The following is a 23,892-nucleotide window of genomic DNA, read 5'->3' on the forward strand; positions in this document are numbered from 1 at the left end:
GCAACGTAAAGTTTATGTTCCTGTGTAAACTTGGCCATTGGTGCGGGCACCTCCTATTGTTGGTTGGTGTGTCCAACAATAGGGGTGCAGCTCATACCGCTCCTGCGGGGTCTCACCTATTCCGCTTTTCCCGCAGGAGTCTTCATCTTGCACTCCAATAAACAGTTAGAACCTGCATATTACCCTTTTGGTGTTTTTTGAAAAAAAAAAAAAATCCGAACGCATTCGTTTATCATCACAAATTTATGAATCATCGTTCGGATTTTGCATCGGCTAAAACACTTTTGTTCCAGCTTTTTTGTGGATTAATGTCCTATTAAAAAATGAATATGATGGTTCCTACTAGTAAATAGAGCATGCATATATACGTCACAATCGTCTTGAACTTTGAATCTCCCTCCATCATCATCATATGTGAGTGGGCATCGGATTCTTTGAATAATTTATTTAAGTAGATGGACACACCTGCCACCACCACAAAGACGATATTCAACCAGAACGTATAATCAATCTTAAACGGATCTTCGTTCATGACCTGCTTGGCATCTTCAGGAAGAAGTCCCATGGCTGTAAAGCCGTAGTGCATGCCAAGCGCTGTTAGAATAATGGATACGTAAAAGACTCCCGCAATATATAAGGCCGTTTTTAATCCGTAATATTTTTTATGAACTGCAATAATGGGAGGTACGACTAGATCTGAATAAATGAATGCCATGATCCCAGCGAATGCCACACCACTGGAGGCAAGGATCGTAGAAATTGGAATATTCCCCATCGACCCGATAAAGGTCAACATCGCCACTAACGGCCCTATGAGTGCGTTCTCCAATACCTTTAAGAATGAGTCCGGCTGATCTGCCAGAAAGAAGCTTTTCCACGTGTCTTCCGATACAAAGGTTGCCATCATCCCGGCAATCGTAAAACCGATCGTAATTTCCTTCCACACCATCTTCCAGTTCATGACGAATTCATGACCGACCTGGAGCCAGCCTTCTTTAGACCTTATCTTCTTTTTCCAGTCAAACTCCTCATTTTCATCATCCCCATCCTCAACATGTTCTCTCGCTTCTTCCACTAATTTTTCCGGGAAAGTGAGTTTCACTAAAACCCACGTAACCAAAATCAGTGCAATACCCCCGACCATCTCTGCCACAACAAACTGCCAACCAAGAAAGATGTAGATAAGGATGCCCAATTCAATCACCAGGTTGGTAGATGCAAACAGAAACGCCAAGGTCGGGATGAAATGTGCGCCCTTCTTAAATAAATTCCTCCCTGCCGCCAGTGCCGCAAAGGAACAGGATGAACTGATCGCCCCGAACAGCGAGGATAACCCGACGGACTTCAAGCTGGCATTCCCCATATACTTCACCATCTTATCCTTTTGGACAAATGCCTGGATCATGGAACTGATCAAGTACCCCAGTACAAAGGCCCATCCTGATTTCCAAAAGTACCCCAGGGAGGTCTTGGCTGATTCGCCGATTAAATCTAACAAAAAATCATCTCCTTTACTTAGTCATTCATACGAACATAAATAGGCTCAAATCAATTACCCTCTCCATTTATGTAGTGTTCATACATTACCCGGTAAATGTGCAAATTAAATGCAATTCAATAAAAAAATAGGATTATTCTCTATGTCTGTTATGAATCCCTACATAACTTGATAGACATTTTATGTAGGGGTGATCGTATCCCCTGAGTGAATGGATAGTTTAAGAAAATAAAATCATTATTTTGTAAATACTATGGATAAAAAATGGAAAACTATAACTGAAAAGGAGTGAAATCTTTATGAAAGCCTATAAAAAATTTGGTGGTATGATCCTCACATCTACCATCGTCATGTATTTGTTTACGTATTGGAACACCTATAAGGTTGATCACATATTCTTCAGTGAATCCAGGGCCTATATGGCCGTGTTGATGGGTGCATCGATGGCTGTCATCATGCTACTCTTCATGCAAAACATGCTCACAAATCGCCAAATGAATCTTGGAATAATCCTAGGGAGTATTGTGGTCTTCTTATTTTCACTTTATTTATTACGCAGTCAGACGCTCGTGGACGATGTGGATTATATGGAAGCAATGATCCCCCATCATTCCATTGCCATCTTAACCAGCGAACGTGCCCAAATTTCCGACCCAAGGGTACGTAAGCTAGCAGACGGCATTATCAAAACCCAAAAGAAAGAAATTGCGGAAATGAAGAAATTAATAGAAGAACTTGAAGATGAATAGAAAAGAGCCATGTTACTGATTGTAAGCAGTAGCATGGCTCTTTTGTTTATTGAAGAGTTTAGATACAAAGATCTTTGGGATCTAAAAATTAAAAACCTCAAAATAGTTATTATCCTATTAGAAATAAAATAATCCATAAATTTTTAAATATAATTCAAAAAGAAAATTCAAGTGGGTTAATATTTATTTAAAAAGAGGAATAGTACATAGGATTGTATATAGTTCAAAAAAAGGAGCTGTAAATAATGAAGGATTGGGAAGCAGCTTATTTAGCAGGAATTATTGATGGAGAAGGTTCTATAACACTGACACGCATGCATGACAAAGAGCACAGACGCCCCTGCATTACTATCGCCTCTACTGATTATGAACTTTTAGAATATCTTCAAATACTAACAAATGGCCAGATCACTAAAAAGAAAAACTATCATCCAGATCGTCACCTTAATTCATACACACTTTCTATCAAGGCAAAGAATCAAGTTCTAAATGTATTAAATTCAGTTTCCCCATTCCTTAGGGTTCAAAAAAAGAAGAAACGAGTATCCTGGATTCTTGATCATTACGATCGAGTTACGGTCAGAAACGGAAAGTATAACCCGGATAATTTAAAACAAAAAGTGACTTTTGAAGAGGAGTTTTTCAAATTATAAAATGTATTAAGAACTCATTTCCCACCTATAATAGCACTAAAAAACCATGTTTATGTCAAACAGCAAAAACATGGTTTCACTTATGTTAATTTAAGATGATAACCATTCAAAGGTCATTATATGATTGAACAAAATAAAAACCACCAAATATGTATTTGGTGGAGACGGTGGGACGTGCACTTCCATGCTTTCGACATGGCACTGACTATATCTTGAACCTTGTCGTTTCAGGTCCTTTGGCGTATTATGCGAAATATAAATTTATCTGTTGTCAGATAGAATTCCGCATCCTAGTACTACCGAACTTCGGCAGCCTATAAGTCGATACACGGCTGTTGGATTGCTCCACATACCGCTCGGCATTGCCTTATCACACGAATGTGACTTAGGTTTCACCGATAAAGCCAAATTTTCACTTATGTGTTACCACATAAGGCGACTATAAACTAATCGAACCCACGTCCAGAAACATCGCCACTTAAGCGTCTACGAGCGTAGTCGATATATTCGCAAGTTCGCTACAGCTTCTGCCTATCGACGGGCGTCCGTGCAGCTAGTCTGATTAGTCTCTTCCTTTGTCCTCAGACGGTGGACTCCGGCGTAGCCTACTAAGAGTGAGTCCCTTACCCTACCACATAGGCGATGGAGGGAGGAACAGCTAAAGTGCTATTACGCAGCTAAAGCTAGGTTATTGTTAGTTTTGCCAGTTATTATTGGCTTTGGCGTTTTAACGTAGACGACCCCTACGGCTCGCAACCCAAGCTCGAACTATCCCTGTCGAATCCGTAACGTCCCCATGATAAAAGGGAAGAACGGGAAAGAATAAGTTAAGCGTGTAAGTCACTTATTCAATTGTTCTTACTGCCGCTTGATTACCTCGCGACATCTATTAGTATAACAAATCCTGAAATAATTGCAAATGGCATATTCCGGAAAACTGTAGTGCTACATCCCTTTTTGGCGCTGAGCAAGCTCACGCTGGATGGAACGGTTTGCTTCTTTCCGTTTCAGATCTTCACGCTTATCATATTTCTTCTTACCACGGGCAAGTCCGATCAGAAGCTTTGCCACACCGTTTTTGATGTAAAGCTTCAATGGAACGATGGAATAACCTGCTTCTTTGGAATCTCCGATCAGTTTGTTGATTTGCTTACGATGAAGAAGTAATTTACGCGTTCTGAGAGGTTCGTGATTAAATCGATTTCCCTGCTCATACGGGCTGATATGCATATTGTGTATGAAAATTTCACCGTTTTGAACACGGGCAAACGAATCCTTTAGATTCACTCGGCCGCCACGAATCGATTTGATCTCTGTTCCCTGGAGCACTAGACCCGCCTCATATGTTTCTTCTACGGCATAGTCATGGCGTGCTTTTTTATTTTGGGCAATAAGCTTGCCTTCTCCCTTTGGCATTGGAATCCCCCTAGTCATTTCCGATAGTTTACTCATTATTATCTCATATTTCCGAGAAAAATTGTATCGATACACTTGGAAAAGAAAAGGAGCAAAGGGCGTCCCATTGCTCCTGATCGTGTTATTTCTTCTTTTTGCGTTTGCTACGAGGTGCATTTTCAAAGTGCTTCTTATTCGTCTTTTTCTTCTTATTGTTTTTAGGTGGACGTGTTGACCATTCCCCGTCCTTTTTTCGTGATGACGAACGATCGGATTTACCACGGCTTGATTTCCCTTTATCCGACGAAAACGTGCGGACACTGCCATCGCGCTCCTTGCGCTTGCCTTTCATGCCGACGATTTCAAAGTCGATGGCGCGCTCATCTTTATTGACGCTTACGACACGGACGGTAATTTCGTCTCCAATACGGAATACATTCGCAGTCCTTTCACCAATCATGGCGAGGTGGCGCTCATCAAACCGGTAGTAGTCATCGGTCATATAGCTCACATGGACAAGACCTTCGATGGTGTTCGGCAATTCGACGAACAGTCCGAAATTCGTCACGGAACTGATGATTCCGTCGTATTCCTCTCCTACCTTGTCTTCCATATACTCTGCTTTCTTCAGCTCATCGGTTTCACGCTCGGCATCCACTGCTCGTCGCTCGCGGCTTGATGTATGCTCAGCGATATGGCCCATTTGCGCGCCCCATTTTTCGCGGGTAGCCTGATCAAGTTTTCCTTCAATCAAATAGGTTCTGATCAATCGGTGAACGATCAAGTCAGGATAACGACGGATCGGTGACGTAAAGTGCGTATAGAACTCTGTCGCCAGTCCAAAGTGACCCAGGCTTTCAGGATCATATTTCGCCTGCTGCATGGAACGGAGCATCATCGTCGAAACGACCATCTCTTCCGGCTCTCCCTGTACGTCCTCTACGATTTCCTGGAGGGCACGAGGATGGATGCTGTTGGCCGTTCCTTTCACGATCAAGCCGAAGTTTGTAATGAACTCGAAGAAACGCTGAAGCTTATCTTCTTTCGGATCTTCGTGGATTCGATAAATGAACGGGACGTCCATCCAGTGGAAATGCTCAGCCACTGTTTCGTTTGCCACGAGCATGAATTCTTCAATCAACTTCTCTGCAACAGAGCGCTCACGAAGGACGACATCCGTCGGTTCCCCTTCTTCATTCACAAGGACTTTTGCTTCTTTGAAATCAAAGTCAATGGCTCCGCGTTTCATCCGTTTCGTGCGAAGCACCTGCGCCAGGTCTTCCATCTCCTCGAACATAGGAACCAGTGGCTCATATTTCTTGCGAAGCTCCTCATCTTTATCAACAAGAATTTTATTTACATCCGAATATGTCATCCGTTCTGTTGTCTTAATGACACTTTGGAAAATTTCGTGTTTCACGACATCCCCTTCAGGAGAAATCTCCATATCACATGATAACGTTAAACGATCTACCTTAGGATTAAGGGAACAGATCCCGTTGGACAATCGATGAGGAATCATCGGGATAACCCGGTCTACAAGATAGACGGACGTTCCTCTATCAAAGGCTTCCTGATCGATGGGGGAACTTTCTTTCACATAGTATGTGACGTCTGCAATATGTACTCCGAGCTTGTAGTTCCCGTTGTCCAGTTTGGATACCGTCACGGCGTCATCGAGATCCTTGGCGTCTGCCCCATCGATTGTGACGATGGTTTGATTCCGCAGATCTTTCCTGTTCGGAATTTCAGACTCGTCGATTTCACTTGGCACTTTATTCGCCTGTTCCATGACCTCTTCTGGGAATTCAACATCAATTCCATGTTTATGGATAATGGAAAGGATATCGACTCCCGGATCATTTTTATGACCGAGGATTTCAACCACTTCTCCCTCGGCACTCTTACGGCCTTCAGGATAGGAAGTCAATTTCACGACGACCTTATGTCCTTCGGTTGCTCCCATCTGAGCAGATTTCGGAATAAAGATATCACTGGCAAACTTCTTATCATCGGGAATAACGAACCCGAAATGCTTACTTTCCGTAAATGTTCCAACTATTTGGTCGACACCGCGTTCAACGATTCGAACGACGGTACCTTCCCTTCTAGAACCTGAAGATGACGTTGAAACCCTAACCAATACAATATCACCATGCATGGCGTTATTCGTTTCGTTAGGAGGGATGAAGATATCGTCCATTCCGGATTCTTCCGGTATCACAAACGCAAACCCTTTTGCATGAGCGGATATTTTCCCTCTTACCAGATTCATTTTTTCAGGCAGACCGTAGCGGTTGCTTCTTGTACGTACGACAAGCCCTTTCTCTTCCATTACGACAAGAGCTTTGACAAAGTCCTTGAAGTTCGTGGACCCTTCAATTCCGAATGCTTCTTCAAGCTCCTGTACCGTCAATGGTTTGTAAGCTTCTTCCTTCATATAGGAAAGGAGCCTATCCACATGCTCTTTAATGTTTTCGTCCATGACAATCCCTCCTGATCATCGAATTCATCAAACCGTCCAGTCTAATTTCTCTAGGAAATTATAGACGTCTTCATGAAGCTGTTCTTTTTCTTTATCTAATGTAATGACATGACCGGACTCTTCGTACCACTTGATTTCTTTCTCATCCGACTCCACGTTATCATAAATGATATTCGCAGAGTCCGTATTGATCATATGGTCATGCCTTGCCTGTACCACAAACGTCGGCGAATAGATCATATCGACGTTTTCACGCACATCTGCAATCAAGTCCTGCAGGGCCTTCAATGTATTCATCGGCGTTTGCTTGAACTCTTCTATTTCTTTTTCAATTTGTTCTTCCGGTTTTCCTTCAAACTTTTTAAATTCCCGGGCGTAATCGACTACCCCCTGATACATGACTTCTTCACTTTTTATATACATTGGCGCACACATAGGGACAATACCCTTTACAGGTACAGTGTAACCTAATTTCAGAGAAAATACCCCTCCGAGCGATAGGCCGGCAACCGCTATCTCTTCGTATCCTTTGCTCTTTAAATGCTCATAGCCGTCCATGACATCCTTCCACCAATCTTCGGGGCCTGTATGAACTAATTCTTCCGGAGGAACACCGTGTCCTTTATAGTGAGGAGCGTGGGACGAATAGCCCTTCTTCTCTAAGTAGCGTCCTAGCATCCGGACATCTGCTGAATTCCCTGTGAATCCGTGAAGCAGTAATACAGCTCTCGGACCAGCTTCGAATGTAAACGGTTTTGGTAATACAGTTTTCATCTTTATGACTCCTTTATCTCATTTTAAACAAACGTTTGATTAAGAGCGAGAAACCTTGATTTAACAAGCTCTATCCTATTAAACAGTTGTTTAAACGATTTTATTATGTACACTGATTTTCTGTGGATTTTTGTTAAACAAACGTTTGATTAGGAATGACGGAAGCATGATATTACACTCTTCGTATAGTTAAACGATCGTTTAGTCCACTCTTCACCCTTATTTTTAGCAAACATTGGTCTGACAATCCAATATTTCGCTTGAAAAAGTCCTTAATTCATAATCCTTTTCGAAAGCGATAAAAACTAATAGTGAGTGCTGGTTGATTTCCGCTACAGGTGCTCGCTTTCCGCGGGGCGTGAGTTGAGCCTCCTCGGGCTTTGCCCTGTGGGGTCTCAACTTTCCCGCTTTTCCCGCAGGAGTCGATCACCTTCCGCTACAATCAACATATAAGCATAAGTTAATAAGGATTAACACTACGTAGTGTATTGATTTATAAACCAATCCATATGCTTATTTTCAAAAAAACTGTCTGTTTAAATAAAAAAACCTGACCTTAATGATCAGGTTTTTAGTCCGTATTAGATAGCTACGATAGCAATGGTTAGTACGAAGAATAGTACCGATAATACGATTGTGATTCTGTGAAGTACTAAGTCAATACCACGTGCTTTTTGTTTTCCGAAAAGTTGTTCTGCACCACCAGAGATGGCCCCTGAAAGTCCAGCACTTTTACCTGACTGAAGTAATACAAGAGCAATAAGTGCAATTGATACGATAATAAGTAAAGTGACTAAAAAAGTGTGCATGAGTCCCACCTCCTGATACGAACATAACATTACTTTTAGTTTACCATAGGAAAGATGTAGGGGACAAGGTAATATTGTTTGAATTATGTAAAGAGTTGGATTTGGAGTGACGGTTATCGATGTTGGGTATTGGGATTGAATGTTTATTGGCTGGATTACTGGCGGTTTCGGCCGGATTTGAAGCTGAATCGGCTGGATCACTCGACATCGATCACATTCCCCTCCTAAATACTCCACAAACCAAAAAAACAGCCCCGTCCAAAGACGGGGCCGCCTCTCTTCAACCACTATTAGCGATTAACGTTATAGAATGTTTTCGCTCCAAGATATTGAGCTGTGTGAGCCAATTGATCTTCGATGCGAAGAAGTTGGTTGTATTTAGCAACGCGGTCTGTACGAGATGGAGCACCTGTTTTGATTTGACCAGCGTTTGTTGCTACAGCGATGTCAGCGATTGTGCTGTCTTCTGTTTCACCAGAACGGTGAGAGATAACCGCTGTGTAACCAGCGCGTTTCGCCATTTCGATCGCGTCGAATGTTTCAGTCAGTGTACCGATTTGGTTCACTTTGATTAGGATTGAGTTACCGATACCTTGTTCGATTCCTTGAGAAAGCTTAGTCGTGTTTGTAACGAATAAGTCATCCCCTACTAATTGAACTTTGTTACCGATGCGCTCAGTCAGAAGTTTGAAACCATCCCAGTCGTTTTCGTCAAGACCATCTTCGATCGAGATGATTGGGTATTTGTTGCACATTTCTTCGTACCAATCAACCATTTCAGCTGACGTACGAACCACGCCTTCACCAGAAAGATGGTATTTACCGTCTTCTTTGTTGTAGATTTCAGAAGCTGCTACGTCCATTGCAAGAAGAACTTCTTCACCTGGTTTGTAACCGGCTTTTTCAATGGCTTCGATGATTGTTGATAGTGCTTCTTCGTTAGACTTAAGGTTTGGAGCGAATCCACCTTCGTCACCTACTGCCGTGTTGTAGCCTTTAGATTTAAGAACTGATTTCAGGCTGTGGAAGATTTCAGCACCCATGCGAAGACCTTCTTTGAACGTAGGAGCTCCTACAGGCATTACCATGAATTCTTGGATGTCTACGTTGTTATCAGCGTGCTCTCCACCGTTTACGATGTTCATCATTGGAACTGGAAGCTGCTTCGCGTTGAATCCGCCAAGGTATTGGTATAATTCCACTCCGAAGAAGTCAGCAGCTGCACGTGCAACAGCCATGGATACACCAAGGATTGCGTTGGCACCTAATTTACCTTTGTTTTCTGTACCGTCAAGTGCGATCATCGCTTGGTCGATCGCAACTTGTTCCGTTACGTCGTATCCGATGATTTCTTCAGCGATTTCGTTGTTTACGTTATCAACTGCTTTTTCTACCCCTTTACCAAGGTAGCGGCCTTTGTCACCGTCACGAAGTTCAACTGCTTCGTACTCACCAGTTGATGCTCCTGATGGAACAAGCGCGCGTCCGAAAGCACCTGATTGTGTGTAAACTTCTACTTCAATTGTTGGGTTACCGCGTGAGTCTAATACTTCGCGTGCGTATACGTCTGTAATGATTGGCATTTAGAATCTCTCCTTATTTTTTAATTAATGATGTTCCAGTCATTTCGTCTGGTTGTTTCACATTTAATAGGTCTAACATGGTCGGGGCTAGGTCTCCAAGAATCCCACCGTCACGAAGCTCCACGCCTTCTTTTGTCACGATGACAGGGACTGGGTTCGTCGTGTGGGCCGTCATTGGTTCGCCTTCTTCCGTGATCACTTCATCGGCATTCCCGTGGTCTGCCGTGATGATGGCGGTTCCGCCTTTTTCCGTGATAAGGTCGATGATCTTTCCAAGACACTCATCCACCGTTTCGATTGCTTTGATCGTCGGCTCAAGCATACCTGAGTGACCAACCATATCCGGGTTGGCAAAGTTCAGGATGATGGCATCCTGACGGTCTTCACGAATCTCTTCAAGTAAGGCATCCGTCACTTCGTAAGCACTCATTTCAGGCTTCAAGTCATACGTTGCCACTTTAGGGGAATCGATCAGGATCCGCTTTTCGCCCGGGAATTCCGCTTCACGCCCACCGCTCATAAAGAACGTGACATGCGGGTATTTCTCTGTTTCAGCGATGCGCAATTGCTTTAATCCGTTTTGTGAAAGGACTTCACCAAGCGTGTTATCAAGGTTTGTCGGTTTGAATGCTACAAAACCGTCAACCGTTTCACTGAATCGTGTCAGGCACACAAAGTGAAGATCTTTAGGGAATTTGTCCCCGCGATCGAACGAACGGAAATCTGCATTGGCAAATGTATTGGAAATCTGGATGGCACGGTCCGGACGGAAATTGTAGAAGATGACGGCATCTTCATCTTTGATCGTCGCAACCGGCTCTCCGTTTTCTTTTGTAATAACAGATGGAATGACGAATTCGTCATAGATTCCATTTTCATACGAATCGTTCACCAATTCGATTGGATCCTGATAGCTTGGGCCTTCACCATATACCATGGCACGGTAGGATTTCTCAACCCGTTCCCAACGCTTATCGCGGTCCATTGAATAGTAACGACCTGAAATCGTCGCAAATTGACCCACGCCGATTTCTTTCATTTTCGCTTCTGCGTCTTCAATGTACTTCTTCGCCGTTTGAGGGCCGACGTCTCGACCGTCAAGGAAAGCATGGACATAGACATCTTTCATTCCTTCCTTGGCCGCTAAACCAAGAAGGGCATAAAGGTGCTCGATATGGCTGTGCACTCCGCCATCCGAAAGCAGTCCGAAGATATGAAGATTCGTACCTTTTTCCTTCGCATGATTGATGGCATCAAGGAATGTGGTATTCTGTTCGAATTCCCCTTCACGGATCGCCAGGTTCACGCGTGTTAAGCTTTGGTACACGATACGTCCTGCACCGATATTTAAGTGACCTACTTCAGAATTCCCCATTTGACCTTCAGGGAGACCTACCGCTTCGCCACTTGCTGTCAGTTGATTGTGAGGGTACTGGTTCCACAGGCGATCAAAGTTCGGTTTGTTCGCTTGGGCAACAGCATTCCCTTCTTTCGTATTACGGCAAGCAAAACCATCTAGGATGATTAACGCTACTGGTGACTTACTCATTGTTACTTGCACCTTCTAACAATTGAAGGAAGCTTTGGGGTTCAAGGCTTGCTCCACCTACAAGGGCACCATCGATATCTGATTGAGCCATGTATTCTTTGATGTTAGCAGGCTTCACACTGCCGCCGTATTGGATGCGCACGGCATCTGCCGCAGATTGAGAAAATTCTCCTGCAACCACCTGGCGGATGTGGGCACATACTTCGTTCGCATCTTCCGCTGTAGAAGATTTTCCTGTTCCGATTGCCCAGATTGGCTCATAAGCAACGACCGTTTGTTTCACTTGATCTTCAGAAAGACCTGCAAGTGCTTGTTTCACTTGGTTTCCAACAAGATCTTTTGTTTCGTTGTTTTCGCGTTGCTCTAATGTCTCACCTACACATACGATCGGTGTTAATCCGTGTTTGAAAGCAGCAAGAGTCTTCTTGTTCACTGACTCGTCTGTTTCATTGAACATTTCACGACGCTCTGAGTGTCCAAGGATGACATATTGAACGCCTAGGTCAGAAAGGGCTACAGGACTCACTTCTCCTGTGAATGCTCCGTTCTCTTCAAAGTGCATGTTTTGAGCACCAACAGCCACTTTTGAATCCTTTGTTAAGTTCACTAGGCTTTCTAAGAATAGGGCTGGTGAACAAATGACAGAATCAACGACTTCTTGATCCGGCACTAGTCCTTTTACTTCTTCAGTAAAGGATTTAGCTTCTCCAAGCGTTTTGTTCATTTTCCAGTTACCTGCAATAATCGGTTTACGCATTATACTCATCCTTTCTGGTTTTCATATCGTTTCAGCAAAAATGTTGGTCTTTGAGAAGCGATTACTTATCGTTAAGAGCTACGACTCCCGGAAGTTCTTTTCCTTCCATGAACTCGAGTGATGCTCCACCACCTGTAGAAATATGACTCATCTTATCAGCATAGCCAAATTTTTCAACGGCTGCTGCAGAGTCTCCGCCACCGATAACAGAATATGTATCTGTTGCATCGGCTAACGCCTCCGCTACGGCTTTCGTTCCGTTTGCAAATGTTTCTAATTCGAATACACCCATCGGTCCGTTCCAAATCACAAGCTTAGAGCTTTTGATCGTATCTTGGAATAGAGCTCTCGTCTTCGGTCCGATATCAAGTGCTTCCCAATCAGAAGGAATCGAATCGATGTCCACTTCCTTTGTATTTGCATCATTTGAGAAGTCATCAGCAACGACTACATCAACAGGCATAAGGAATTTAACGCCTTTGTCTTCCGCTTTTTTCATGAATTGCTTAGCTAAATCAATTTTGTCTTCTTCAAGAAGGGATTTCCCAACTTCATTGCCTTGGGCTTTCACGAACGTGTAAGCAAGTCCTCCACCGATGATCAGGTTGTCCACTTTATCCAATAGGTTGTCAATGACACCGATTTTGTCTTTTACCTTGGCTCCACCAACGATGGCTGTGAATGGGCGTTCTGGGTTTGAAAGGGCTTTTCCTAATACATCAAGCTCCTTTTCCATCAGAAGGCCTGCTACAGCTGGAAGGTGCTTCGCCACACCTTCAGTAGAAGCATGTGCACGGTGAGCCGCACCAAATGCATCATTCACATAAAGGTCTGCAAGCGCTGCAAATTCTTTCGCAAGTTCAGGATCATTCTTTGTTTCTCCAGGGTAGAATCGTACGTTTTCCAGTACAAGAACATCCCCTTCAGACATGTCACTGATCTTCGAATGAACAGCTTCACCATACGCTTCATCTGCTTTGGCTACATTTTTACCAAGAAGTTCAGAAAGTCTTTCAGCAACTGGTGTTAAACGCAGTTCTTCCACCACTTCACCTTTAGGACGGCCTAAGTGACTAGCGAGAATGACCTTCGCTCCGCCATCCACTAAATACTTAATAGTAGGAAGAGCAGCTTGAATACGGGTTTCGTCTGTAATCTTGCCTTCAGACATCGGTACGTTAAAGTCTACACGGCAAAATACGCGTTTCCCTCTTACATCGACATCTTTGATCGACTTTTTGTTCATCGTAAAGGCCTCCTTTGAATTTCAATTTCTACTCTTTTTTTCAAAAAAATAGAAACAACAATAAGAAAGGGGAGAGGGGAATCTTCCCCGCTCCCCTTCATCACATCTTCATTATAGATGGTGGGACAAAATTTATCCATCAATCACCATGCTAATGATGTCAATTTACAAAACTTTATCGATTAAAGTCCTTTAGAAGCGATATAACCAGCTAGGTCTACTACACGGTTAGAGTATCCGCTCTCGTTATCGTACCAAGAGATTACTTTCACCATGTTGTCTTCTAGAACCATTGTAGAAAGTGCATCGATTGTAGAAGAAGCCGGGCTACCGTTGTAGTCAGTTGATACTAAAGGCTCTTCGCTGTAAGCAAGGATTCCTTTAAGATCGCCTTCAGCAGCTTCTTTAAGAGCCGCATTCACATCTTCAGCTGTTACGTTCTTATCAAGTTCAGCAACTAAGTCTACTAGAGAAACGTTTGGAGTTGGAACACGAACCGCTCCACCGTTCAGTTTCCCTTTAAGCTCAGGAAGAACAAGAGATACAGCTTTCGCAGCACCTGTAGTTGTTGGAATCATGTTCTCAGCAGCTGCACGTGCACGACGGTAATCTTTATGTGGTAAGTCTAAGATTTGTTGGTCGTTTGTGTAAGAGTGGATCGTTGTCATCATTCCACGCTTGATTCCGAACTTATCGTTAAGAACTTTCGCGAAAGGCGCTAAGCAGTTTGTCGTACAAGATGCGTTAGAGATAACGTCGTGGCTAGCCGCGTCGTATTTGTCTTCGTTAACACCCATAACCACTGTGATGTCTTCATCAGATGCAGGAGCAGAGATGATTACTTTCTTCGCACCAGCTTCAATGTGTTTCGCAGCGTCAGCACGCTTTGTGAAACGTCCAGTAGATTCAACAACGATATCTACACCAAGATCTCCCCAACCAAGTTGAGCTGGATCGCGCTCAGCCAATACTTTAACTTTCTTGCCGCCAACTACAAGGTAGTCACCGTCAACAGTTACTTTCTCTTGAAGAGTTCCGTGAACTGTATCATATTGTAAAAGGTGAGCAAGCATGTTTGCATCAGTTAAGTCATTAACCGCTACTACCTCTACGTCGTTATTTTTAAGTGCTGCACGGAATACATTACGTCCGATACGTCCAAATCCGTTAATACCAATTTTTGTTGCCATGAATAATTTCCTCCTTTAGATAGTTAAGGATGATTTTTTATATTTCAAAAGGGCTTACCCTTTTAAAAGCTCTCTTGCCGCTCCTTCATCCGTGATGAGCACGGTTTTATGCGGAGCACTCTTCATATACGCTCGAATCGCTTTCGCCTTCGAGCTGCCGCCGGCGACGGCAATCACATGTTCGATGTGGCTTAAATCCTCAAGTTGCAGGCCGATCGTTGGCACCTTATGTACCACTTCACCCGCTTCGTCAAAATAATAACCAAATGCTTCCCCGACGGCATGACCCTCGGTGATTCTCTCGAAATCTACTTCCGTGGTCTTTCGTCTTTCAGCCATTGTGATAGCATCCCCAATTCCATGGAGAACCATGTTAGCCGATTTGATCAAGTTCAAGACTTCTTTGATCATCGGTTCTTTCAAGAAGGATTTGTATACTTCTTTACTAACCTGATCTGGCACATATAAAACACGATGACGCGTTCCCGTATGCTCTGCCATCTTGGCACATATGGTGTTGGCTTGATTCTTGACATCTTCCCCGATTCCACCTCGAGCAGGAACAAACAAGGTATCATCAGAGAAATCGGGTAGCCGTTCTGCTACGGCTGCCATCGTCGAACCTCCAGTCACAGCGATGATAGTATTTCCCTTAAGTCGGCGTTTCATACTAGAAGCTGTTGCACGCCCTAATTCTTCTTTTACCCAAGGTGACTCATCACTATTCCCCGGAACGATTACAATTTCATGAAGATTAAGTAACGATTTTAATTCCTGTTCCATAACGTTGATTCCTGAAATCTCCCTCATCATGCTTTCAAGGTTTTCTAAAAGCTGCATCCCTTCCTCCGTCATGATCATGCCAGAGGTTTTGATATCAATGAGATCTTGATTGTTCAGGAACTCCACTTCGCTTCTCAGCACACGTTCCGTCAGGCCCATATTCTGGGCAAGACTTCTGCGTCCGACAGGCTGCATGAACCGGATGGAACGAAGAATTTGATGCCTTTTTTGCATAACTTCAAGCAGGTCAGGTAATAATCGCTTTTGTATGTCAATTAATGTTTCCATAGTTAAAAGCCCCTTCAAATGGAGTATCTGAGTGAGTTGGACTATAAAAGTCCCACATAGACATATTGTGTCCCACTACCTCCAAAAAAAATTCATCCCTGCTTTCAAGACTTATTTTATCAGGGTATGAATTGTAATTCAACTAGAAACTATCGGGTTTTTTCATGTAAACGCTTGCTAAGCGTAAAATAATCAATCTGCCCATACTGAAGGATTTCCCCGTCCATTTCCACAACCGGGATCATCAGTCCGAAACGCTCTGTCAGATCATCGCTTTCCTCGATGTCCATTTCTATGATTTCAAATGCCAGCTCATCCTTGAGAAGCTTTAAGGTAATTTTTGCGTCTTCACAAAGTCCGCATTGTGCACGTGTGTAGAAAATGACTTGTTTCATTTTGCTGCCTCGCTTTGTTTAGTCTTGGTTTGGTGGCCCGTCTGTAATTGTACCTGGTACATGAAAGTTTGATTGTACCAGGTACAAAACCTGCATCTTGTACCAGGTACAATCCACCATTCCCATCATCTATTCATACCTCTTCCTCATCGTTGAAGAAGTGATCCCTAATTGATCCCGGTATTTCGCAATCGTCCTTCTTGAAACATCGTACCCTTTATCCATTAGAAGATTGACTATTTTCTGATCCGATAACGGTTTTTTCTTATCTTCATCGTCAATCAGCTTTTGAAGTTCATTTTTCACCGTAGTGGCAGAAGCCGCTTCTGAATCTTCAAGCCTCACCGATTTAATCGCCGAGGTGAAGAAATACTTCAATTCGAAAATCCCAAACGGAGTTTGCATATATTTCCCCTTTACAGCGCGGCTGATGGTCGATTCATGAACATCGATTTCGTCTGCCACCTGCTTCAACGTGAGGGGCTGGATAGCGTATGGGCCTTTAAGAAAGAAGGCTTTCTGTTTTTCAGCAAGCATCTTCCCCACTTTCAGGATCGTTTGCTTCCGCTGCCGCAGGCTTTGCAGCAGCCACTGGAAGTCCTGCTCCTTCTCTTGAAGATAGGACTGAACCTCCTTATCCCCATGATGCTTCAGGAAATCTGTGTACTCTTCATTATAAGTGACATTGACGGTTGTACCATCATTTAAAGATACCGCTACCGTATGTCCGTCAATCACGTTCACAATCAGCTCGGGAATGATATACTCGGCGATTTGCTGGGAATATTTCGATCCGGGTCTTGGATTGCACTCACGGATAAAATCGGCAGCCTGCTGAATGTCCTTCATTTCAACCGAAAGAATCTTCGCGATCGCCTTCCACTTCTTTTCGGCAAAAGCTTGAAAATGGTTGTCTACAATCATCGTAACCAAAGGAGGAACATCAAATTCCCTCTTAAGCTGAAGGGAAATGCACTCCTGCAAGGATCTCGCCCCGATGCCTGCCGGTTCTAATTCCTGAAGCCTATTAATATAGTTCACTAGCTGATCCATTTCCAAACCATATTTATTTAGGAAGGATTCTTCCTCTATCCTTAAGTATCCATTGTCATCGAGGCTGTATATTAATTCTTCCATTACCTTTTTCTCCATTGAAGTAAGCGATTTCAAATTCAGTTGAACAGATAACGCATCCGCAAGCGTTCTCTTCGGTACAGATACATATTCATACCAATCCACCGTATTTTCACTGCCGGCATTTCGTTTATTCGTATAAGGTTCTCGTTGATGGAGGGGGTCTTGTTTTGGTGGCTCTAATTGTATAAGAGGATTCTCTAATTGCTTAGCTTCTAAATAAGCATTCAGTTCCATCGTAGAATATTGGAGGATGGTGATGGCTTGAGAAAGCTGTTGAGTCATTTGAAGTTTCAATTGTTGATTTTGAAAAAGTCCTGCTTTCAAATTCATAATTACTAACCTCCCATTTATTTATTCTACAATAAAAATGGTTGTTCGTTAATGGGAATTCGTTGGTAGTTGGTGGGTTTGTACTATGTACTCTTACAATCTATGAAGAAAAGAATCAATATATAATGCTTAAAAGAGGGACAATTACTAAATGTACAACATATAGCGAATGCCCTTTTCCTTCTTATCAACTAAACTAAAAAGAGAAATAGAGAGGCACATGGCCTCTCTATTCTTCTATAATTCTAGAAACGATCGTCCTTCGTCCGTGCTAAAAAGACGGCAAATTGCGAACGTGTTGTCTTGTTGTTCGGTTTAAACGTATCGTCGGGATACCCCGTTGTAATCTCGTTTGCAGCTAGTGCATTGATATAATCCGCCGCCCAATGATTCTCCGGAACATCTCTGAAGTCTGCATGGGATTCTCCTTTGAATCCATAGCCTTCTACAAGAATCTTAGCCATCTGGGCACGTGTCAAAGGCGCTTTCGAATCAAATGTTCCTTCAGATGTACCTGTCATGATGCCCTCATCGGCGATGGCAGCTATCACTTCATACCCCTCATCTCCCGGCTTCACATCCTTCAAACCAGGGTTTGGTCGATTGGCAGTGCTGATCTTTAAGTCACGAACGATCATTTGGGCTGCCTGTAAACGAGTCAGTTTATCATCTACACCAAACTTACCGTTCGGATACCCGTTGATGACGTCCATGACACTCAAGTATTGAATGGCACCGTTAGCCCAATGGGAAGAAGGCACATCTCTAAATGCTTTAGCGTCTTTCTCCGTTCGATATATGGTGATAACTTTCACTGTCTCGTTGCCGGCAAGATCCACTAGTTTCAACTCAAAGTGATTCGCCCCTTCCTTTAAGGAAACCTGTTCCGATAACGTCTTTTGGATTGCTTTCATTTCATAAGGCTCCCTGAATTCTTGATAGAATTTCTCACTTCCATCTATATAGAAACGAAGCTCTTTAAAGTTGTCGGAAAGGTTGATCTTCATGTCTGCAGTTGCTTCCTTCGTATAATAAGGTGCTTTCACCTCAATCTTAGGTGATGTAGAATCCACCATAACCTTGCGGATGAAGGAAATGTGGTTGTCATTTGCATCGATTCCGTCAAATGTGATCTCATGCACCCCATCTTTTTGGAACTTCACTTTTGTCTCAAAGGTGTATCGGTGATGTTCGTCATCCCACTTCAAGGCAACTTCCTTCCCATTGACAAGAAGTTCTTTCACATCCGTATCATCACTTACATACCCCATTACTGGTACAACACGATCTTTTGTGACGCTCAATGCTTCCGGTGTCAACGCTGTGACAAACGGTATGGTATCATCCTTAGTCGCTGACCCTACACCGATATTACCGGCCCAGTCATAGGCGACCACCTTGATCGTTGCGTCTTTAGGTGCTTTTTCAATCATATATTCATTCTTATCTGATGTAAGTGGTTTTTCTAGAATGCTCTTCCCATTTACCAGGATGTCCACATGGGACACACCGATTCCGTCATCACTTGCTTCCCAGGCGAGCTTGCCCGTTTCAGCATCAAAGGTAGTCTTTACGTTTGGTTTATTCGTATCCACATACACCTTTATTTTCTTCGACTGCCATTTTGCTTCCGGATAGTCTACAATGCTATTAATCTCGTAGACATACCATCCGTCCTTCACTGCCTTTCCTTTCAACTTTCCGTCCCATTTCGCCTGAGTGAACGCAGTGAAATCTTCGGCTGCCCCACTATCGTAATAATGCTTGGCCAATTCTTTTTCTGTACGAAGCTTTAATAATGTTCTTTCTTTACTATCCAAAATGGAGAATGATACATTCTTTGCATTTCGGAGGAAGGAAAGCGCAGGGTAAATCACATCCTGAACACCGTCACCGTTAGGAGAGAAAGCAACTTTGCTTGCAAAAGCTTCTTCCTGAGCCGGGTTCGTTCCAAGATAGTAATCCACTTCTTTCCCCGGACTTACCAATCCTGTTTTCCCATAAAAGGATTGTTCATCGTAAATCGTATCGTCTACGATCGGGGCTTGATCCCACTCCCCTTTAAAACCTACGTAAGGAACAGATATTTCCGGGTTGACATCTTGAGTATCTTTGAATGTAATAAATCCTTCCACAAAATAGCCATTTTCAAATAGTTCCTGTAAAGAAGCAGTATTGAACCAATCGACTGTATCCTTTAAGTTGATTTTCACCTTCAATTCTACTGACTTTCCTGCAGGAACAGTTACGATATATCCGTCGTCCGTTTTCTTTCCTTGCGAAGAAGAGAATGTCAACGGGAATTCTCCAAGGAACGGTTCTTCTTCTCCGATGGTCCCTTTCTTAAAAATCCCCTGAGTTTCAAGTGTATTATAGCCCTCGGCTACTAAGTCTGTCTGGACGGTCCCGCTCGCATTATACTCGGCATCCTTCTTACTTACGTTTTTAAGTGTCAACGTAAAGGTAGATGTTTCTCCAATTTCTTTCAGTGCGACCTTACCCGAACCTGAGTTGGATTCTGTTACGACAACTGGCGTGCTCATCGCTGCATGTAAATCCATTAATCCGGCTCCTTCTCTTCTCGGTGAATAAGGAAGACCTGTCTTGTAATGATCATTGTACGTTCCTTTATCCATCTGCGGTTTGGCCGTGTTCATAAGAATATTTTTGGCCATCTCCACCCTGGCAGCACCTGATAGATTGAATTCCTCATCGACTCTCTGAAGGACAAGGGCCGCTCCGCCAGCTACGTGCGGGGCAGCCATAGAGGTCCCGCTCATCAGTCCGTATTTATCATCCTGCAAGGTAGAAAGAATATTACCACCAGGAGCCGTGATCTCCGGTTTAAAATCCAGATTCGGCGTCACCCCCCATGAAGTGAAGGAAGACATTTTTCCTGCTTCCGGGTTGATGGATTTAACTTTTTGTCCCTTAAAAGCCGCTTCCACCTTCTTTCCTTCATCTAATTGCGCCTTTATTTCATCACCGTACTGTTTTAATACGAATAATTGTGGAATTTCAATGGAGCTGTCTGTCGCCATGCTGACAAAACCGCCTGTATTATTGTAAATAATGGCGGCTACCGCACCATTCTTCTGGGCATTCAATGCTTTCGAAATGAACGAGCTTTCCCCGCGTTGAATCAACGCAATTTTCCCTTCAAGTTTCAAACCTGTAAAATCATTTGCATTCGGGTTCGCTAGTGAATCGCCCGGCATTCTCCCAAGGCCTGCGTCAACTACTTCATACTTGACTTCCCCAAGGTTCGATGGGTCGACATTGCTTGCAGATAGAAATGCAACGGTTTCCTTTTCTTCTCCATTAACCGATACATTAAAGCCTCCTAAATCAAGGTATTGATTTTCAAAGGAAGCTACCTGTAAGGAATCGGCTGACAATCCAGGGGAACCGACTACACCGATATCAGGATTTTCAGCGAATGGGCTGTCATGCCCTTCCCCGAAGCGTGCAGAGTTACCAGCCGAAATGGCCATCAGCACTCCATTTTCCACAGCGCGGGCGATTGCCTTCTGCTCAGGATCTTCCGGCAAAACAAAGGCTGAAGTTGAGCCAAGACTCATGTTGATGACATCTGCTCCTAGCATGATTGCATCATCAATTGCTTTCACATAAATATCACTGTAAGTTGACGGCATTTCAGGGTCATTCCCGAACACTTTCATTCCTAAGATCTGTGCTTCAGGAGCAACTCCCATAATGCCACCTTTCTCTTCATCCCCATTTGCTCCTACTGTCCCGGCAACGTGCATACCGTGCATGGAGGCACCTGGTCCCAAATCCAATATTTGATTATTATTATCTGCATAGTTGTAAGCATACGGTACTTTTTCTGTGTAGTATTTTCCTTTGAGGCCTTTTGCTTTCTTCAACTTTTCTACCATGCTTGAGGAGATCTCAGGGGTTGTATCTTCACTCAATACCATATCTTTGTGAGAGGGGTCTATACCCGTGTCAATAACAGCGACCGTCATTCCTTCACCTTTATAACCGTAGTCCTGCCATGTTTGCTGTGCTTTAATAAGCTCTTTACTGTACTTCATCTCTGGTTTTTGAGATGGCCGCTTGTACTCGTGTGAAATATGTACCTTTTCAACATTCGGAAGTTTTTGTATGTCTTCGACCGATTGGTACGTAGTCTCCCCACTGAAACCATTTACGATCGTCGTAAAGCTTTCCTGGTAAGACATATTAATTGACGCTCTCGAGATATCCTTCTTTACTTTCTCTTGTGCGTCAAGCGCTTTCTCTTTCATCTTTTCCTTTTCTGAACCAGAAAGCTCGCTGTAGGATTTCCCAACGCTTTGAGCGAAGAAAATTGCCGGCTTCTCTTTCAATTCGACAATCACCCTTACCTTTTCATCAGGATCACGCTTACTCTTATCTTCTTTATTAATCGTCTTCACTGCTGCTTTTTCCTTATTGCCATTAACATTCAGAAAGTTTTTGTTAATAGCTGCACTGGCTCCCATTGCCAGATTGGAAAAAGCCATCAGGAAGATGACCAAAACAATGAACCATTTGTTCCACTTCATGAAATTACCTCCTGTTTTTTTCTATCTATTAAGACTTTTCAGATAATTAAATCCCTGATTAGTTTAATAGAATTGAGAATTAGAGTGAATTGTTGTTATCAATAGAATGTTATTTTTATAAGCATATAAGGACTGTCTTACATCCTGCCCCTCCCCCAACAATCACTCTTTCACACTAGTTTATTACAAAACCTTAACAGGAAGCTTAACGGAACCTTTCAGGAACCTTAAATTTCAACAAAAAAAAAGAGGCATATGCCTCCCACTAAAAAAGACCCCATGCCTGCTGATAAACTCAACAAACACAAGGTCTCTGGTACGCCCTCGGAGGGAATCGAACCCCCATTTTAAGAACCGGAATCTTACGTGCTATCCGTTGCACCACGAGGGCATGTAATAATTAACCGTCACGAATATATATTATAAGGTAGATATTGCTTGTTTGCAATAGATATTATGGTTTATGTCTTTTTTAGTTCCTCTACTAATATCTTTTTTATATGTACCGGGAATCTTGTGAAGAATGGTTAATTTCTATAAGGACCCTTTACTCTTTTACATCCTTATATAAGACCACAAAGTGGATTGGAGCGGAAGGCACTTGACTCCTGCGGGAATAGAGGGAAGGAACGAAAAGCGGAAGCGGCTCGCCCAGCCCCGACAAGCATAAGATGAATGGGCCTAAGAAGGCGTTTTTTGCCTTCGTGGACCATTTAGCTTATGACCTCGAGGGGCTAGCCGCTGTAGCTAGACAATCGAGACCCCACAGGGCAAAGCCCGAGGAGGCTCAACTCACGCCCCGCCGGAAAGCAAGTGCCTGCAGCGGAAAGGAACGGACTATGATTCTCTCTATACTATGTTCAGGATAGGTTACCATTAACAGAAAAGGTCCGCACATCAATCTATGTAAATAAGAATAAACTTCCCAAATCCCCCCGTTTAAAAAAGGAATGAATGGGTATCATGTAGAAAGGATTTATATACAGGGTCATAAAGGAATCGTTTAGTTTGACCTTTATTGACCATGGGTGTATGATAACAGTACAAAGTGAATAAGTAACTTAAAAAAATAAAAAAGGATTTCTAAGGAGGAACGAGGATGAATTTAATTCCTACAGTAATTGAACAAACAAACCGCGGTGAGCGTGCGTATGACATCTATTCACGTTTGTTAAAAGACCGTGTCATCATGCTTGGAAGCGGCATTGATGATAATGTGGCGAACTCCATCGTTGCACAGCTTCTTTTCCTTGAATCTGAAAACCCGGAGAAGGACATTTCCATCTACATAAACTCTCCTGGTGGAAGCATCACAGCGGGTATGGCTATCTATGATACGATCCAATACATCAAGCCTGATGTACAAACAATCTGTATCGGTATGGCGGCTTCAATGGGTGCGTTCCTTCTTGCAGCAGGTGCAAAAGGCAAGCGATTAGCCCTTCCAAATGCTGAAGTTATGATTCACCAACCACTTGGTGGAGCTCAAGGTCAGGCGACGGAAATTGAAATCGCTGCGAAGCGCATTCTATTCCTTCGTGAGAAATTAAATCAAATCCTGGCTGATCGTACTGGTCAACCACTTGAAGTAATTTCAAAAGATACGGATCGCGATAACTTCATGACAGCTGAAAGAGCGCTTGAATATGGATTGATCGATCGTATCATCACGCGTAACGAAATGAATAATAAGTAAAACATTCAAAGCCCTTCGCAAC

At 43.1% G+C, this 23,892-nt stretch carries 17 protein-coding genes, 1 tRNA gene and 1 other RNA gene; 3 read left to right on the plus strand and 16 right to left on the minus strand.

From position 1 onward, the window contains the following. Positions 1-316: 316 nt before the first annotated feature. Positions 317-1,498: a permease gene (locus ACIGG7_RS19075; RefSeq protein WP_397550674.1), complete on the minus strand. Its 1,182-nt coding sequence runs from the start codon at positions 1,496-1,498 to the stop codon at positions 317-319. Between the two features lie 299 nt (positions 1,499-1,797). Here ACIGG7_RS19075 and ACIGG7_RS19080 point away from each other — a divergent pair, with 299 nt between their 5' ends. Both ACIGG7_RS19080 and ACIGG7_RS19085 read left to right on the plus strand, forming a co-directional pair. Further along, positions 1,798-2,247, plus strand: a complete 450-nt coding sequence (locus ACIGG7_RS19080; protein ID WP_397550675.1) for a DUF305 domain-containing protein — start codon at positions 1,798-1,800, stop codon at positions 2,245-2,247. A gap of 245 nt (positions 2,248-2,492) precedes the next feature. Beyond that, complete coding sequence (locus ACIGG7_RS19085; RefSeq protein WP_397550676.1) at positions 2,493-2,900, plus strand: LAGLIDADG family homing endonuclease; 408 nt, start codon at positions 2,493-2,495, stop codon at positions 2,898-2,900. A gap of 447 nt (positions 2,901-3,347) precedes the next feature. Here ACIGG7_RS19085 and ssrA read toward each other — a convergent pair. From ssrA to ACIGG7_RS19160, 15 genes are all read right to left on the minus strand, one after another. Then, positions 3,348-3,688: a transfer-messenger RNA gene (gene ssrA / locus ACIGG7_RS19090) on the minus strand. A gap of 157 nt (positions 3,689-3,845) precedes the next feature. Further along, a complete protein-coding gene (smpB, locus tag ACIGG7_RS19095; RefSeq protein WP_173107530.1) occupies positions 3,846-4,316 on the minus strand; it encodes an SsrA-binding protein SmpB in 471 nt (156 codons plus the stop codon). A 121-nt stretch (positions 4,317-4,437) separates the two neighbouring features. Beyond that, a complete protein-coding gene (rnr, locus tag ACIGG7_RS19100) occupies positions 4,438-6,780 on the minus strand; it encodes a ribonuclease R (protein ID WP_397550677.1) in 2,343 nt (780 codons plus the stop codon). A 27-nt stretch (positions 6,781-6,807) separates the two neighbouring features. After that, complete coding sequence (locus ACIGG7_RS19105) at positions 6,808-7,554, minus strand: alpha/beta hydrolase (protein ID WP_397550678.1); 747 nt, start codon at positions 7,552-7,554, stop codon at positions 6,808-6,810. 581 nt (positions 7,555-8,135) lie between these two features. Further along, positions 8,136-8,363, minus strand: coding sequence for a preprotein translocase subunit SecG (gene secG, locus ACIGG7_RS19110; protein ID WP_206857361.1), 228 nt, complete (start codon positions 8,361-8,363; stop codon positions 8,136-8,138). A gap of 290 nt (positions 8,364-8,653) precedes the next feature. Beyond that, positions 8,654-9,946 (minus strand): phosphopyruvate hydratase, encoded by a 1,293-nt coding sequence (eno, locus tag ACIGG7_RS19115; RefSeq protein WP_224944792.1) that lies wholly within the window; start codon positions 9,944-9,946, stop codon positions 8,654-8,656. A gap of 13 nt (positions 9,947-9,959) precedes the next feature. Then, entirely contained in the window at positions 9,960-11,495 is a 1,536-nt protein-coding gene (gene gpmI / locus ACIGG7_RS19120) for a 2,3-bisphosphoglycerate-independent phosphoglycerate mutase (RefSeq protein WP_397550679.1), read from the minus strand. After that, positions 11,488-12,252 (minus strand): triose-phosphate isomerase, encoded by a 765-nt coding sequence (gene tpiA, locus ACIGG7_RS19125; protein ID WP_397550680.1) that lies wholly within the window; start codon positions 12,250-12,252, stop codon positions 11,488-11,490. Before tpiA ends, gpmI begins: the two co-directional genes overlap by 8 nt. Before the next feature lie 61 nt (positions 12,253-12,313). Then, positions 12,314-13,498, minus strand: a complete 1,185-nt coding sequence (locus tag ACIGG7_RS19130) for a phosphoglycerate kinase (RefSeq protein ID WP_397550681.1) — start codon at positions 13,496-13,498, stop codon at positions 12,314-12,316. Positions 13,499-13,680: 182 nt separating this feature from the next. Continuing rightward, positions 13,681-14,688 carry a type I glyceraldehyde-3-phosphate dehydrogenase gene (gap, locus tag ACIGG7_RS19135; RefSeq protein ID WP_044338275.1) on the minus strand — a complete coding sequence of 336 codons (1,008 nt, stop codon included), beginning with the start codon at positions 14,686-14,688 and terminating at the stop codon, positions 13,681-13,683. Between the two features lie 54 nt (positions 14,689-14,742). Next, positions 14,743-15,759: a sugar-binding transcriptional regulator gene (locus tag ACIGG7_RS19140; protein ID WP_397550682.1), complete on the minus strand. Its 1,017-nt coding sequence runs from the start codon at positions 15,757-15,759 to the stop codon at positions 14,743-14,745. Positions 15,760-15,908: 149 nt separating this feature from the next. Next, a complete protein-coding gene (locus ACIGG7_RS19145) occupies positions 15,909-16,154 on the minus strand; it encodes a glutaredoxin family protein (RefSeq protein WP_224944805.1) in 246 nt (81 codons plus the stop codon). Positions 16,155-16,283: 129 nt separating this feature from the next. Further along, the gene (rpoN, locus tag ACIGG7_RS19150) at positions 16,284-17,621 is read right to left on the minus strand and encodes an RNA polymerase factor sigma-54 (protein WP_397550683.1); all 1,338 of its coding nucleotides are present in this window, start codon (positions 17,619-17,621) and stop codon (positions 16,284-16,286) included. Between the two features lie 245 nt (positions 17,622-17,866). Continuing rightward, on the minus strand, positions 17,867-22,174 hold the full coding sequence (locus tag ACIGG7_RS19155; RefSeq protein ID WP_397550684.1) for a S8 family serine peptidase: 4,308 nt from the start codon (positions 22,172-22,174) through the stop codon (positions 17,867-17,869). A 319-nt stretch (positions 22,175-22,493) separates the two neighbouring features. Beyond that, positions 22,494-22,565 (minus strand) — tRNA-Arg (locus ACIGG7_RS19160). Between the two features lie 708 nt (positions 22,566-23,273). Here ACIGG7_RS19160 and clpP point away from each other — a divergent pair. Next, positions 23,274-23,870 (plus strand): ATP-dependent Clp endopeptidase proteolytic subunit ClpP, encoded by a 597-nt coding sequence (gene clpP, locus ACIGG7_RS19165; protein ID WP_044338279.1) that lies wholly within the window; start codon positions 23,274-23,276, stop codon positions 23,868-23,870. The last annotated feature ends 22 nt before the right edge of the window (positions 23,871-23,892 follow it).

The organism is Rossellomorea sp. NPDC077527 (assembly GCF_044542955.1).
GTDB classification, from domain to species: domain Bacteria; phylum Bacillota; class Bacilli; order Bacillales; family Bacillaceae_B; genus Rossellomorea; species Rossellomorea aquimaris_E.